This window comes from Clostridium sp. LIBA-8553 (genome assembly GCF_057782465.1).
The window spans coordinates 2,503,033-2,518,461 of the sequence record NZ_CM173489.1 but is presented as its reverse complement, the minus strand read 5'-3'; the positions used below and the strand labels follow the sequence as shown (position 1 = coordinate 2,518,461).

16 protein-coding genes and 1 other annotated feature are annotated in these 15,429 nt (G+C 30.4%); all 16 genes read left to right on the top strand.

The genetic code is table 11. The features are described 5' to 3' along the window. Positions 1-4: 4 nt before the first annotated feature. The 16 genes from AC2JAQ_RS11165 to AC2JAQ_RS11090 all read left to right on the top strand — a co-directional run bounded on the left by AC2JAQ_RS11165 (position 5) and on the right by AC2JAQ_RS11090 (position 15,422). Positions 5-1,018, top strand: a complete 1,014-nt coding sequence (locus AC2JAQ_RS11165) for a molybdopterin-binding protein (protein WP_488456512.1) — start codon at positions 5-7, stop codon at positions 1,016-1,018. A gap of 83 nt (positions 1,019-1,101) precedes the next feature. After that, entirely contained in the window at positions 1,102-2,073 is a 972-nt protein-coding gene (gene moaA, locus AC2JAQ_RS11160; RefSeq protein ID WP_488456511.1) for a GTP 3',8-cyclase MoaA, read from the top strand. A gap of 3 nt (positions 2,074-2,076) precedes the next feature. Further along, the gene (locus AC2JAQ_RS11155) at positions 2,077-2,505 is read left to right on the top strand and encodes an MOSC domain-containing protein (protein ID WP_488456510.1); all 429 of its coding nucleotides are present in this window, start codon (positions 2,077-2,079) and stop codon (positions 2,503-2,505) included. A 291-nt stretch (positions 2,506-2,796) separates the two neighbouring features. Next, the gene (locus AC2JAQ_RS11150; RefSeq protein WP_488456509.1) at positions 2,797-3,699 is read left to right on the top strand and encodes a GGDEF domain-containing protein; all 903 of its coding nucleotides are present in this window, start codon (positions 2,797-2,799) and stop codon (positions 3,697-3,699) included. Positions 3,700-3,961: 262 nt separating this feature from the next. After that, positions 3,962-5,209 (top strand): replication-associated recombination protein A, encoded by a 1,248-nt coding sequence (locus AC2JAQ_RS11145; protein WP_488456508.1) that lies wholly within the window; start codon positions 3,962-3,964, stop codon positions 5,207-5,209. 367 nt (positions 5,210-5,576) lie between these two features. After that, positions 5,577-6,038, top strand: coding sequence for an RrF2 family transcriptional regulator (locus AC2JAQ_RS11140; RefSeq protein ID WP_488456507.1), 462 nt, complete (start codon positions 5,577-5,579; stop codon positions 6,036-6,038). After that, positions 6,031-7,227 carry a cysteine desulfurase NifS gene (nifS, locus tag AC2JAQ_RS11135; protein ID WP_423237595.1) on the top strand — a complete coding sequence of 399 codons (1,197 nt, stop codon included), beginning with the start codon at positions 6,031-6,033 and terminating at the stop codon, positions 7,225-7,227. Before AC2JAQ_RS11140 ends, nifS begins: the two co-directional genes overlap by 8 nt. Before the next feature lie 2 nt (positions 7,228-7,229). Then, complete coding sequence (gene nifU / locus AC2JAQ_RS11130; protein WP_423237594.1) at positions 7,230-7,658, top strand: Fe-S cluster assembly scaffold protein NifU; 429 nt, start codon at positions 7,230-7,232, stop codon at positions 7,656-7,658. A 25-nt stretch (positions 7,659-7,683) separates the two neighbouring features. Further along, positions 7,684-8,763, top strand: a complete 1,080-nt coding sequence (gene mnmA, locus AC2JAQ_RS11125) for a tRNA 2-thiouridine(34) synthase MnmA (protein ID WP_488456506.1) — start codon at positions 7,684-7,686, stop codon at positions 8,761-8,763. Between the two features lie 201 nt (positions 8,764-8,964). Continuing rightward, the gene (locus AC2JAQ_RS11120) at positions 8,965-9,441 is read left to right on the top strand and encodes a PRC-barrel domain-containing protein (protein ID WP_488456505.1); all 477 of its coding nucleotides are present in this window, start codon (positions 8,965-8,967) and stop codon (positions 9,439-9,441) included. 90 nt (positions 9,442-9,531) lie between these two features. Next, positions 9,532-10,569, top strand: coding sequence for an AI-2E family transporter (locus tag AC2JAQ_RS11115; RefSeq protein WP_488456504.1), 1,038 nt, complete (start codon positions 9,532-9,534; stop codon positions 10,567-10,569). A 273-nt stretch (positions 10,570-10,842) separates the two neighbouring features. Continuing rightward, positions 10,843-11,013: a binding site (T-box leader), on the top strand. A gap of 165 nt (positions 11,014-11,178) precedes the next feature. Then, complete coding sequence (gene alaS, locus AC2JAQ_RS11110) at positions 11,179-13,818, top strand: alanine--tRNA ligase (protein WP_488456503.1); 2,640 nt, start codon at positions 11,179-11,181, stop codon at positions 13,816-13,818. A 142-nt stretch (positions 13,819-13,960) separates the two neighbouring features. Then, a complete protein-coding gene (locus AC2JAQ_RS11105; protein ID WP_003451703.1) occupies positions 13,961-14,218 on the top strand; it encodes an IreB family regulatory phosphoprotein in 258 nt (85 codons plus the stop codon). 47 nt (positions 14,219-14,265) lie between these two features. Continuing rightward, positions 14,266-14,679, top strand: a complete 414-nt coding sequence (gene ruvX, locus AC2JAQ_RS11100) for a Holliday junction resolvase RuvX (RefSeq protein ID WP_488456502.1) — start codon at positions 14,266-14,268, stop codon at positions 14,677-14,679. 15 nt (positions 14,680-14,694) lie between these two features. Next, positions 14,695-14,949 carry a DUF1292 domain-containing protein gene (locus AC2JAQ_RS11095; RefSeq protein WP_003459598.1) on the top strand — a complete coding sequence of 85 codons (255 nt, stop codon included), beginning with the start codon at positions 14,695-14,697 and terminating at the stop codon, positions 14,947-14,949. Positions 14,950-14,969: 20 nt separating this feature from the next. After that, entirely contained in the window at positions 14,970-15,422 is a 453-nt protein-coding gene (locus AC2JAQ_RS11090) for a Fur family transcriptional regulator (protein ID WP_208337293.1), read from the top strand. Positions 15,423-15,429: the final 7 nt, after the last annotated feature.

Here is a 15,429-nt window from a genome sequence, read left to right as displayed (position 1 = left end):
TAGTATGAAACAAATAAGAGTTGAAGATGCAATTGGAACAATATTATCTCATGATGTAACTCAAATAATACCAGGAAAATTTAAAGGAAGAGCTTTTAAAAAGGGACATGTAATAAGAGAAGAAGATATAGAAAAACTTTTATCTATAGGTAAAGAGCATATTTACGTATGGGAGAAAGAAGAAGGAATGCTTCATGAAAATGAGGCTGCTGAAAGATTAAAAGACTTAGTCTGTGGAGAGGGATTAAGCTTTGGAGAAATAAAGGAAGGTAAGATAGAATTTATAGCCAATAAGGATGGGCTTTTAAAAATAGATAAAGAAAAATTATTAGAGCTAAATATGTTGGGAGAAATAATAGTTTCTACAATACATGGAAACTTTCCAGTTAAAAAAGGAGATAAGGTAGGAGCTACTAGAGTAATTCCTCTTGTTATAGATGAAAAGAAAATAATTGAGGCAGAAAATTTAATAAAAGATAAGCTTATAGAAGTTAAGGATATAAAAAAGAAAAAGACTTTTGCCATAACTACAGGAAATGAAGTTTATAGTGGAAGAATAAAGGATGCTTTTGGTCCTGTTCTTAAAGATAAACTTAAAGAGTTTGATATAGAAATGGAAAGACAAGTTATTCTTCCAGATGATAAGGAAAAAATAATAGAAGAAATAAAAAAAGCATTAGATGAAGGTGCTGAGCTTATACTTTGTACAGGTGGAATGTCTGTTGATCCTGACGATGTAACTCCAACAGCTATTAAGGAATGTGGTGGAGAGTTAGTAACATATGGCTCACCAGTTTTACCAGGTGCAATGCTTCTTTTAGCGTACTATAATGATGTTCCTATTATAGGAATTCCAAGCTGTGCTATGTATGCAAAAAGAACAGCTTTAGATTTAGTACTTCCAAGAGTTTTAGCAGATGAAAAATTAACTTTAAGAGATATTGCAGAGTATGGACATGGCGGACTTTGTTTAAACTGTCCAGTATGTACTTTCCCACACTGTTCTTTTGGAAAGTAATTATTTAAGAAAGAGGCTTTGTTTTATGAAAATATTGATTTTTAGAAAATCAAGTTTATTATGTAGAAAAAGTAGGTGAAAAAGTGAGGGATAGGTATGGAAGAGAAATTGATTATTTAAGGATTTCTCTAACTGATAAATGTAATCTTAGATGTGTTTATTGCATGGAGAAGGATTATAACAACTTTATTGAAAATAATAAGCTTATGACTTTAGATGAGGTGCTAAGGATTGTTAAGGAATGTGCAGCCCTTGGAATAAAGAAGGTAAGACTTACGGGAGGAGAACCTCTTGTGAGGGATGGAATCGTAGACTTGATTAAAAATATTAATAAAGTGCCAGGTATTGAAGAGATTTGTCTAACTACTAATGGAATTTTATTAGGTGATAAGGTAAAAGAACTTAGTGAAAATGGATTAACAAGAGTAAATATAAGTTTAGATACATTAAAAGAGCATAGATTTAATGAAGTAACAAGAGTAGGAACTTTACATAAGGTACTATATTCAATAAAAAAATGCCTAGAAAATAATGTTAAGGTTAAGATAAACGCTGTTATATTAGAAGATTTTAATAAAGATGAAATTTTAGACTTAGTAAATCTAGCAGAAAAAAATCCTATAGATGTTAGGTTTATAGAACTTATGCCTATTGGAGAAGGTAAAAAGTTTAAGGGAGTTACTAATAAAGAAATTTTAGAAATCATAAAAAAAGAAGAAATAGTATTAGATAATGGAAAAACTTTAAGATTAAATGGACCTGCTAAATACATAAATATAGATGGATTTAAAGGAAAAGTTGGTTTTATAAGTGCCATGAGTGATTGTTTCTGTGAAGATTGTAATAGGATAAGAGTTACTCCAGAAGGATTTATGAAGCAATGTCTTCATTGGAAATATGGGGTTAACTTAAAGGATAAAATGAGAGCTGGAATAAGTGATGAAGAGCTTAGAGAAATAATCAAAAAAAGTATTTATGAAAAACCTGAGAAACATAATTTTAAAGTGAAAGAAAAAGATGAAGATAAAAGATTTATGTATGAAATAGGAGGATAAAAAATGAGCAAGGTAAGAGCTATTTGTATAAGTGAAAAGAAAGGAACAGCTAAATTTCAAGTTGATAAGGCTGAATTCATAGAGGATTTCGGAATTAAAGGGGATGCTCATGCTGGAAAGTGGCATAGACAAGTAAGTTTATTAGCCTTTGAAAAAATAGAGGACTTCAGAGCAGATGGCGGAAATGTAGATTTCGGAGCTTTTGGAGAAAACTTAGTGGTAGATGGAATAGAATTAAATAAACTTCCTATAGGACAAAAAATAAAAATTGGTGATGTTCTTTTAGAAGTAACTCAAATAGGGAAAAAGTGTCATGATAAATGTGCTATATATTATCAAGTAGGAAGATGTATAATGCCAGCGTATGGTATATTTACTAAAGTTTTAAAAGGTGGAATCATATCACTAGATGAAGAGGTAGAACTTCTATAATAAATCAACATTTACTTAAAATAAAGTTTAATTAAGTAACATCTTTGATAACTCCACTAGATAAAGAATTAATTTATAAGATTTAAAGAGGGTAAAAAGAATATCTATATACCAAAGATTCTAATTTTTTATTAGAATCTTTTTTGTTGTATAATTACTAATATATAATGCGTAGGTTGGAAAAAGTAATTTTAAAAGTTAGTAAATATTTATTAAAATTTGATTTGTATTTAGTTTTTTTATTTGAAATAAGGTTTTATGCTTAATTTTAAAGGATTGGAGGACGATTAATTGAACATTGTATTAGATATTAAGAACAGGTTATCTGTATTTAAAAATTTCTATGATACTATTAGGGTAGTAGATCCTATAAAAAAGAAAGTTCTTTCAGAACATATTGATCAAAATTGTAATCAAAAGTTAACTATTAATGGTGATTTTTCTAAGGTTAATTGTCATGAAATATGGAAAAAAATTTCAGGATGCAATAACTGTGTAGCTAAAAAGGCATATTTAGAAAATGACACTTTTGTTAAGTTAGAGCACAATGAGAGAAAAATATTTCTGGTTATAGCTTCTCCTGTAGAAATTGAAGGAAAAAGATATGTGGTTGAACTTTTGAAAGACGTAACAGAAAATGGCGAGATAGTGGATAGATGCGAAGAAACCACCTATTTAGATATAAAAATGAGTAATATTGGAGAAACTCTTGTTAAAGATTATTTGACCGGGGTTTACAATAGAAGATACATAAACCATAGACTTTCAAAAGAAATAGAGAGAAATTTAAATAGAGATATGCCTACAACTATAATAATGGCAGACATAGACTGTTTTAAAAATATAAATGATACATATGGGCATTTGATTGGAGATAAGATATTAAAAGATTTTGCCGTTGTTTTAAATGAAAATATTAGAATAAGTAGTGATTGGATTGGAAGATATGGAGGCGAAGAGTTTTTAATTGTTTTAAATGATACTGATAAAAAAAATGGAGTTCTTGTAGCTGAAAAGCTTAGAAAGATAGTTGAAAATAAAAAGTTTATATATGATGATATAAAAATAAGTTTAACAGCTAGCTTTGGAGTGTTTGAAATTTTAAAAAAAGAAGATATATCTGATATAATAAAACATGCTGATAATAAACTTTATAATGCTAAAATAACAGGAAGAAACAAAACTGTGTTTTAAGTGAAAATCCAAATTTAAAATTTAATATCTTAAATTTATAAAATCGAACTTAGTGAGATTACATTTCTAAAAACAGAAAAAGTCTATTAATTCTATTATTCTTTCATAGATAAAATTAGAATTTAATTGCTCATTAAGACTGTCGTACAGTTTTATCTAAAATAGTCTAAACAAAGTCTTAATATATGGATAGTTCACTATTTTAGGTAAACTTGAAAAGATATTATTAAATAGAGTTAAGAGAGGAGGTAAGTTATCAAAGTTGAGACCTTTAGCAGATATTATGAGACCTAAAAGTTTGGAAGATATGGTTGGTCAAAGGCATATTATTGGAGAAGGAACTCCTTTAAATAAGCTTATTAAAAATAAAAATATAATGAACTGTATTTTTTATGGTCCACCTGGAGTTGGAAAAACCACTTTAGCTAACATAATTTCAAATTATACAGATAAAAAATTTTATAAAATAAATGCTACTACATCTTCAATAAAAGAAATACAAAGCATTACTTCAGATATAGATAATTTATTAAATTTTAAAGGAATAATACTTTATATAGATGAGCTTCAGCATTTTAATAAAAAGCAACAACAGGCTCTTCTTGAATTTATTGAAGATGGAAGAGTTGTCTTAATAGCTAGCACTACGGAGAATCCATACTTTGTAATTCATAAGGCTATATTGAGTAGAAGTACTATATTTGCTTTTGAGCCTGTAAGTACAGAGGATATAATAATTGCTTTGGAAAGAGCTGTTAGCAAGCTCGAGAAGGAAGGATATAATATTTCTATTGAGGAGAATGTCCTAAGATATATTGGAGAAATAGCTCAAGGAGATGTTAGGAAAGCTTATACAGTATTAGAGTTAGGTATTAAATCTCAGGATAAAGATAGTATTGTATTAACTAAGGACTATATAGAAGAGTTAGGACAATCTAATTTAAAATCCGATGCATCTGGAGATGATTATTATAATTTACTAAGTGCACTTCAAAAAAGTATAAGAGGAAGTGATCCAGATGCAGCGGTTCATTATTTAGCAAGGCTTATTAAAGGTGGAAATATGGATAGCATAGTCAGAAGGTTAGGGGTTATTGCTGCTGAAGATGTAGGACTTGCACATCCTAATGCACTTCAGGTTGTAAATAGTGGAATAGATCTTTGTTTAAAGATAGGTATGCCTGAGGCAAGAATAATATTATCAGAACTTGTAATTTATTTGGCCACTCTTCCTAAATCAAATAGTGCATATATTGCAATAGATAGTGCCTTAAGTGATTTAGAAAGAGTCAATGCAGGTGATGTGCCAAAACACTTAAAAGATACTCATTATAGTGGAGCAAGCAACTTAGGGGTAGGTGGTTATCTATATCCACATAACTATCCAAATAGTTACGTAGCACAGGAGTACATGCCTGAAAATATGAAGGGAAAAGAATATTATAAGCCTAAGAATAATAAGTACGAAGAAAGTATAAAGGCTTATTGGAAAAATATTAAGAATAAATAAATTTAGTTTTAGGCTTCGTTTTAGATGAGTGTTGATTTTTAGTTAGCCCTTCAGACCTAACTTACTAAAAATCAACATTAGTTTAAAATATAGCTTAATTTTAAAAGGAGTTTAAATTTTGTCATTAGAAAAAACATTTAATTTGAGTCTTTTTTGTAAATATACAAGACTTAAAAGCGTTATTTTTATGATTTAGTAAAAACTCCTTTAATGTTGTGATTACAAGGAACAAACTGGATAAATTTGCTTAAAAATATTTATTTCTTTTAGTTAAGAATAGGTAAATATTATTGTTGACAAATTTACTCGGTTTTGATATTATAATCACATAAAGTACATCGAATTAGTCAGATTTAGAGGTGATTAAATGAAATTATCTACCAAAGGAAGATATGGTGTAAAAGCCATGGTTGATTTAGCTATAAATTATGGTGGGTCACCTGTGTCAATAAAATCAATATCACAAAGACAAAATATATCTGAATATTATCTAGAGCAATTATTTAGTTCTCTAAGAAAAGCTAAGCTTATAAAAAGTATTAGAGGAGCTCAAGGAGGATATATTTTAAATAGACTACCTGAAGAAATAACAGTAGCAGATATTATGGAAGTATTAGAAGGTCCAATAGAAATATCTGAATGCTTAGAAGATGTAGTCTGTAGTAATGTTGATTGTTGCGCAACTAGACTTTTATGGAAAAAGATAAAAACAAGTATAGATGAAGTTACTAATTCAGTAACTCTTAAAGATATAGTAGAAGATTATAAAGCTATGAAAGAAAAAAGTGAAGCTTTAAAAATTGTTAGTAGGAGTGAAGAAAATGAATAATAGAGTTGTTTATATGGACTACTCAGCAACTACATATGTTAAACCAGAAGTATTAGAGGAAATGTTACCATACTTCACAAATAAATTTGGAAATCCATCAGCATTTTACGGAGTTTCAAGAGAATCAAGAATGGCTGTAGATACTGCTAGAGAAAGAGTAGCTAAAGTTTTAAATGCAGATACAAATGAAATCTACTTTACTGGTGGCGGATCAGAAGCAGATAACTGGGCAATAAAAGGAATAGCTTTTGCTCATAAGAACAAAGGAAATCATATAATAACTACAAAAATAGAGCACCACGCTGTATTACATACTTGCCAATGGTTAGAAAAACAAGGATTCGAAGTAACTTACTTAGATGTAAATGAAGAAGGATTCGTTGATTTAGAAGAATTAAAAAATGCTATTACTGATAAAACTATCTTAGTTTCTGTAATGTTTGCAAACAACGAAATAGGAACTATAGAGCCAGTTAAGGAAATCGGTAAAATCTGTAGGGAAAGAAAAGTAATATTCCATACTGATGCAGTTCAAGCTGTAGGAAATGTTAAGATAGATGTTAAAGACATGAACATTGACTTACTTTCATTAGCTGGACATAAAGTTTACGGACCAAAAGGAATCGGAGCTTTATATATAAGAAAAGGTATAAGAATAGATAACTTAATCCATGGTGGTGGCCAAGAGAGAGCTAGAAGAGCTGGAACTGAAAACATCCCTGCAATAGTTGGATTAGGAAAAGCTATGGAAATCGCTGGACAAAATTTAGATGAGCATATAGCTAAAGTTTCTAAGTTAAGAGATAGATTAATAGAAGGATTATTAGAAGTACCATTTACAAGATTAAACGGACCAAAAGATGGTAGCAAGAGATTACCAGGTAACGTAAATGTATGCTTTGAGTTTATAGAAGGTGAAGGAATACTTCTTTCATTAGACTTCGAAGGAATCTGTGGTTCAAGCGGAAGTGCTTGTACATCAGGATCATTAGATCCATCACACGTGTTATTAGCAATAGGACTTCCTCATGAAATAGCACATGGATCATTAAGATTAAGCTTAGGTGAAGGTACAACTGAAGAAGACGTAGATTACGTATTAGAAAAAGTACCACCAATAATTGCAAGATTAAGAAGTATGTCACCATTATGGAAAAACCATTTAAGAGAAGTAGAAGGAGAGAATTAATCATGATATATAGTGAAAAAGTTATGGATCATTTCAGAAACCCAAGAAATGTAGGAGAAATAAAAGATGCTAACGGAATCGGAGAAGTTGGTAATGCTAAATGTGGAGATATAATGAGAATATATCTTAAAATAGAAAACAACATCATAGAAGATGTTAAATTCGAAACTTATGGATGTGGATCTGCTATAGCTTCATCAAGTATGGCTACAGAGCTTATAAAAGGAAAAACTGTAGAAGAAGCTTGGGAATTATCAAATAAAGCTGTTGCTGAAGCTTTAGATGGTCTTCCACCAGTAAAAATGCATTGCTCAGTATTAGCTGAAGAAGCTATACACAAAGCTATAAACGACTATAGAAAAAGTCAAGGTTTAGAACCTTGGGATATGAAAGAACATTCACATGACATACATGAGCATGTTCACGGCTAAGAATAATAATTAAAGTGGTGATTTTGTGACAAAGAAAAAGGTTGTTATAGGTATGAGTGGCGGAGTTGATAGCTCCGTTGCTGCTTACCTTTTAAAGGAACAGGGATATGATGTAATTGGTGTTACAATGCAAATATGGCAAGAAGATAAGGAATATGAAGAGAGAGAAGGTGGATGTTGTTCTCTTTCAGCCGTTGATGATGCAAGAAGAGTTGCTCAGAAAATAGGCATTCCTTTTTACGTTTTAAACTTTAGAGATAGTTTTAAAAGAAACGTAATAGATTACTTTGTTGATGAGTACATACAAGGAAGAACTCCAAATCCATGTATTGCATGTAATAAATATCTTAAATTTAATGAGCTTTTACAAAAAGCTAAAGGTATAGGTGCTGACTATGTTGCTACAGGTCACTATGCTAAAATTGAAGAGAGAGATGGAAGATTCCAACTTATAAGAGCAAATGATGACAGAAAAGACCAAACATATGCTTTATATAATTTAACTCAAGAGCAGTTAGAGCATACTTTAATGCCTTGTGGAGAATACACTAAGGATAAGATTAGAGAAATTGCTAAAGAAATTGGTCTAGATGTTCATAATAAGAAGGACAGTGAGGAAATATGCTTTATTCCAGATAATAATCATGGAAGATACATATGTGAAGCTGCTCCAAACAAAGTTAGAGAAGGAAACTTTGTTGATAAGCAAGGAAATGTTTTAGGAAAACATAAAGGAATAGTTTATTACACAATAGGTCAAAGAAAAGGCTTAGGATTAGCTCTTGGAAGACCAGTATTCGTTACAGATATAAACCCTGTAACTAACACAGTTGTAGTTGGACCAGAAGAAGATATCTTTAAAACTGATTTAGTTTGTAAAGAGGTAAACTTAATATCTGTAGATGAACTTGAAGGGCCAATGGAAGTTGAAGCTAAAATTAGATATTCAGCTAAACCAGCTAAGGCTACTATAAGTCCTATGGAAAATGGAAGAGTTAAGGTTTCTTTTGAAGATAAACAAAGAGCCATAACTAAAGGCCAATCTGTAGTTTTCTATAAAGATGATTTAGTTGTAGGTGGAGGAATAATCGAAAGCCTACTTTAATAAAAAGCTCCCGCAAGGGGGCTTTTTTATTTTAGCTTTTTATAAGTTTTTAGAGAATATTGTTCGAGAGTTAATGAACTACGCTTAATATGGAAATAATTCTAAAATAAGATTAAAACTACGTATTTTTTGGAAAGATATAGATAATACTAAATATATTACTAATGACTTTGCTTGAATTAGGAAGGGATGACTTTTAGGATGTATAGAGTAAGAGATTTAATTGGCCTTAAGGTTTTTGATTCTAATGGAAAAAAGGTTGGAGTTGTATGTGATCTTGCTATGGATTATTTCAATGGAAAAATCATGGGATTCATAGTAACAAAAAAATTATTTTCAAAGAGAGATTATGTAGATTTAACTAATGTAATTTCCTTAAGTGAGACTATTATGGTTCAAGGAGTACATATACATAAAGGATTAAAATTTAGCGAAATAAAAAATTTTGATCTAATAAATAAGGATGGACATATGATTGGTATATTAGAGGATATTTTAATAGACTATGATTTTTATATAAGAGGACTAATTGTGGTTGGGGGAATCTTTGATAAGTTTAAGAATGGAAAAAGAGTTGTTCAACTAAAAGAGACTATTTTGGGAGAGGAGAATATTTTGTTTTTGGGTAACAAGAATATAAATATGAGAATGCTTCCTGCCAAATGTTATAAAGACTAAATAATTATTTAATCAGTTTATAAAAGAGAAAGGATTATTCTATTATTTGTCTTAGATTATTTTTGATATTAAGTGAAAGAAGGAGTTAGAATGTTTGAGGCTTTGAAAAATAAAAGAAAATTAACTAGAAATATAATCATTATATTGATAGTAGCTTTATTTATATTTCTTTTCTATAAATTTGAAGCTTTTAGAAATACGGTTCTCATAATAATAGCATCAGGAGTTTTTGCATATATTCTAAAACCTTTAAATAGAGTTCTGTATGAAAAAACAAAACTTAATAAGAACTTTTTAGCTATGGTTGTGGTAGTAGGAATAATTCTTCTAATATTATTCTTTTTCATGGCTCTAATTCCAAGTATGTTTAAAGAGGGAGAAAGCTTTGATGGCCTTATAAATAGTATTGAAACTTTTATAAATGACTTATCAATGAAAATGAAGTTTATGGATTCAGGAGTTTTTAATGTTATTGAGGTTCAAGCTACAGAAAAATTGAATATATTTATAGCTAACTTTGCTAATAATATTATAAATAATTTAATTGGATTCTCTGAAAATATTTTAGCTTTTGCTGTAATACCGGTTTTAGCTTACTATTTTTTAGCTTATGGAGAGTTGCTTTCTAATAAATTTTTATATTTTTGCCCTATGAACAAAAGAGCCTTATTAAAAAATCTTGGAAGGGATATAGATAGGGTTTTAGGTAAATATATTTTAGGTCAATTGCTTTTAAGTTTATTAGTTGGAGTTATGACTTTTATAGGGATGCTCATATTAGGTTTAAAGTTTCCATTATTATTGGCATTCTTAAATGCCTTATTAAACATAGTACCTTACTTTGGAGCTATTTTAGGAGCAATTCCAGCGATTATTGTGGCACTAGTGGAAGGGCCAAGTAAAGTTTTATGGGTTATATTAACTTTCTTAATAATTCAACAAATAGAAGGAAACTTAATAGCACCTAAAATTACAGCAGAGAGTATAGATATGCATCCAATATTAATCATAATATTGCTTTTAATTGGAGAACAAATAGGAGGGCTTATGGGCATGGTATTTATAGTTCCTATAGCAGTTATAATTAAGGTGATATATGAAGATTGGGATTATTATATGTTTTTATAAAAGGCTAATATTTTAAACTCATATTGATTTTTAGATAGAACTGTAAGAACATCTTAATGAGTAGTTAAATCAGAAGGACTAGCGAAAAATCAACATTCACTAAAACAGGGTCTTATAAGAAGACATAGCCAAAAGAGAAGTTTAGTATTTGTGTGAAATATTTAAGTTTAACATATAATATAAAGGAATTTTAATGAAATAGACATACATATAATTGGCAATTATATTGACATGTGAAGAAATTTTTCTTATAATTTGCCTATAATAACTAAATAAAAAGCGTTGACGAGAATGAGTAGGCATTTATCTTTTATCCAGAGAGGAAGTGGGTGGTGAGAACTTCTTAAAAGAGGTGTTGAAGCTATCTTTGAGCTATATTTTTTAGAGTGATGTAGTTTTACATAATTAGGGTGGTACCGCGGAGCATAGGCTTTCGTCCCTTGAGTTTTAGGGGTGTTTGTTTTTATGTTCTTTTTTTGTGTGTAAAACTAATGATAAAATAAAAAAACTTATCTGATAGCTGAGTAAATTTTTATTCTGTTTTAAAGAACAGAGAGATTAAAGATTGAAGCAAAAGGATAAATACATAAAATTTGGAGGTAAAGAATTATGAAATTCATGGGAGCAAATGAATTAAGAGAAAAGTACTTAAGCTTTTTTGAAAGCAAAGATCATTTAAGATTACAATCATTTCCACTAGTACCTAAAAACGATAAGAGTTTATTATTAATAAACGCTGGTATGGCACCTTTAAAGCCTTACTTCACAGGATTAGAGGAACCACCAAAGAGAAGAATAACAACTTGTCAAAAGTGTATAAGAACTGGTGATATAGAGAATGTTGGTAAGACTTCAAGACATGGTACATTCTTTGAAATGTTAGGAAACTTCTCATTTGGAGATTACTTTAAAGGAGAAATAATTCCTTGGGCTTGGGAGTTCATAACAGAAACTTTAGGAATTCCTAAAGATAAGTTATATGTAACAATATACTTAAATGATGATGAAGCATATGATATTTGGACTAGTAAAACAGATGTAGATCCAAGCAGAATATTCAGATTAGGAAAAGATGATAACTTCTGGGAAATCGGAGTAGGTCCATGTGGTCCATGTACAGAAATCCACTTCGATAGAGGAGAAGGAAAAGTTGAGACTGTTGAAGAGTTCTTAGAAGCATCAGATGCTGATAGAATAGTTGAATTCTGGAACTTAGTTTTCACTCAATTTGATAAAGATGAAGAAGGAAACTATAACGAGTTAGCTCAAAAGAACATAGATACAGGAATGGGTCTTGAGAGAATAGCTACAATAATGCAAGGTGTTGATAACATCTTTGAAATAGATACAGTTAAAAATATATTAAACAAAGCATGTGAATTAACAAATGCTAAATATGGAGAAGATAAAAACACTGATGTATCATTAAGAATAATAACTGACCACGGTAAGAGTGTTACTTTCTTAATATGTGATGGAGTTCAACCATCAAACGAAGGAAGAGGATATGTTTTAAGAAGACTTCTTAGAAGAGCTGCTAGACATGGTAGACTTTTAGGGGTTAAGGGAATATTCTTAAATGAAATGGTTGATGCAGTAGTTGAAAACTATGGAGAAGCTTACCCAGAGCTTAAAGAAAAAGCTGATTACATTAAGAAGATAATCAAGTTAGAAGAAGAAAGATTTAATGAAACAATAGATTCAGGTATGGATATACTTATGAGCTATATTTCAGAAATGGAAGAAAAGAATGAGAAAGTTTTATCTGGAGCTAAAGCTTTCAAATTATATGATACTTATGGATTCCCTCTAGAGCTTACTCAAGAGATCTTAGAAGAAAAAGGATTAGAGTTAGATATAGAAAACTTTAATAAAGAAATGAAAGAGCAAAGAGAAAGAGCTAGAAATGCTAGAGGCGAAAGCAGCTACATGGGAAGTGAAGAAAGTCCAGTAAACAAGGTTGATGCTTCAATAGTTACTGAGTTTGATGGATATGTTAACTTAGAACTTAACTCAAAAGTTATAGTTTTAGGAAACAACGAAGAATTCAAAACTGAACTTTCAGAAGGAGAAGAAGGATTCTTATTAACAGAGAAAACTCCATTCTATGCTGAAATGGGAGGTCAAGTTGGAGATAAAGGTAACATAACTTCAGAAACTGGAATGGCAATAGTTACTGACTGTAAGAAGAATGTTGGTGGAAAATTTGTTCACTACATTAAAGTTGTAGAAGGAAGCTTAAAAGAAGGTCAAGAAGTTAAATTATCAGTAGATGCCTCAAGAAGAGCTAATGTATGTAAAAATCATACTGCAACTCATATGTTACATGAAGCTTTAAGAGAAGTTCTAGGAGATCACGTAAACCAATCAGGTTCATATGTTGATGAAGAAAGATTAAGATTTGACTTTACTCATTTTGCAGCTTTAACTGAGGAAGAATTAGAAAAAGTTGAATTATTAGTAAATGAGAAAATAATGACTGTAGCTGTAGTTGATACAAAAGAAATGTCATTAGATGAAGCTAAAAATAGTGGAGCAACTTGTCTTTTTGACGAAAAGTATGCTGAAAAGGTAAGAGTTGTTGCTGTTGGAGATTTCTCAAAAGAATTATGTGGAGGAACTCACGTAGCTAACTCAGGAGAAATTGGATTATTTAAGATAGTTTCAGAGTCAGGAGTTGCAGCTGGTATAAGAAGAATAGAGGCTGTTACTGGAATAAGTGCTTTAAAATTCATGGAACTTAAGAACAATATGCTTAAGGAAGCTGCTTCAATGCTTAAGTGTAATGAAAAAGATGTTACTAAGAGAATAGCAGCTCAATCTCATGAGTTAAAAGAAAAAGATAAAGAGATAGCAGAACTTAAAGCTAAATTAGTTCAAGGTGCTGAAGATGACATATTAAATAACAAAGTTGAAATAAACGGAGTTGAATTAGTTACAGCAGAGCTTAAAGATGTTGATGGAAACTCATTAAGAGATTTAGCTGATAAGGTTAGAAATAAATTAAATAACGGAATAGTTGTTCTAGCAAGTGATAATGATGGAAAAGTAAATCTAGTAGCTATGGCAACTAAAAACTCATTAGCTAATGGAGTTCATTGTGGAAAAGTTATTAAAGAAGTTGCATCAGTTGTAGGAGGCGGTGGAGGTGGAAGACCTGACATGGCTCAAGCTGGTGGAAAAAATCCAGAAAATATAGCTAAAGCATTAGAAAAAGCAAAAGAAGTTGTAGAATTACTTGTAAAATAGTTGTACTTTTATGTAAATATAGTTTATAATGATTATAAAGTAAAGCGTGAATAAAAACTAATTTAAAAGATAATAATATATGTAGATATATAAAATAAATATATTTACTGTAAGGGGGTGAGCTGCTAGTAAGCAGCGTGTTATGAGTAACAATTTTGATCACACAATGCAGTTTGATTTTAGTAAAAATAAGGAAGATTTAACTAAATCAATATTAACTGATGTATACAACTCACTAAAGGAAAAAGGCTATAACCCGGTTAATCAGCTAGTTGGATACTTAATTTCAGGTGACCCTACTTACATCACTAATTACAACGGGGCAAGAGCTTTAGTAAGGAAACTGGAAAGAGATGAAATACTTGAAGAAGTTATAAAATCTTATCTAGAGATAAAATAACAAAGAGTGCCCGAAAGGGTACTCTTTCGTTTATATAAGGAGATTCAATGAGAATTTTAGGTTTAGATATCGGAAGTAAAACTATAGGCGTCGCTGTAAGTGATCCACTTGGATGGACTGCTCAAGGTGTAACAACTATAAAGAGAGATTGCTATACTAAAGATGTAGAGGCAGTTATGAAAATATGCAAGGAATATGGAGTAGAAACTATAGTTGCAGGTATGCCAAAAAACATGAATGGAACAATAGGACCTTCAGGAGAGATGGTAAAGGGTTTATGTGAACAAATCCAAAAATCTTTTGATGGTAAGATAGAGTTTTGGGATGAAAGACTTACAACTGTTGCTGCTCATAGAGCGATGTTAGAAGCGGATTTATCAAGAGCAAAGAGAAAGAAAATAGTCGACAAAATAGCGGCTACTTATATATTACAAGGATACTTAGACAGAATATCAAAGTAAAAAAGGAGAAATAATATGAATAACGATTTACAACCAATAGTTTTAGTTGATGAAGAAGGAATAGAAACAACATTCAACGTAGTAACTAAATTAGATATAGAAGAGAAAGAATATTTCTTATTATCACCAGAAGGTGAAGAAGATGTAGTTATAGCTATGCAAGTTGTTCAAGATGAAGATGGAGAAGAAACTTTAGCTCCAGTTGAGAATGATTTTGAAATTGAAATGATAGAAGAAGCTTATGCAACTTTATTCGCAGAAGAAGAATAACGGCAAAGTGAGGTTTTAATATGGCAAATATAGCTTCAGTAGATTTTGATGCTTTAAAAGAAGAATTAAAGAAAAAAGGATATAAGTTAACTCCTCAAAGAAGAGCCATAGTTGATACTATAATACAGAATGAGGGGAAGCACTTAACAGCTGAGGAAATTTATGACGAGGTTAAAAAAAGTTGTCCAGAGATTGGATTAGCTACCGTTTATAGAACAATAATTCTTCTAGAAGAGATGGGTGTAATCTATAAATTAGATTTAGAAGATGGATGTAGTAGATATGAGCTTGCTCATGATGATGAAGAACACAGACACCATCACTTAGTTTGTAATAAATGCGGAAAAGTTTTTGAGGTTGAGGCGGATTTATTAGACGAATTAGAAGAAGAAATTGAAACTAAATATGGTTTTGAAATATTAGATCATACAGTAAAGTTTTTCGGAATATGCAAGGATTGTAAAAATGAATAGAGAAATT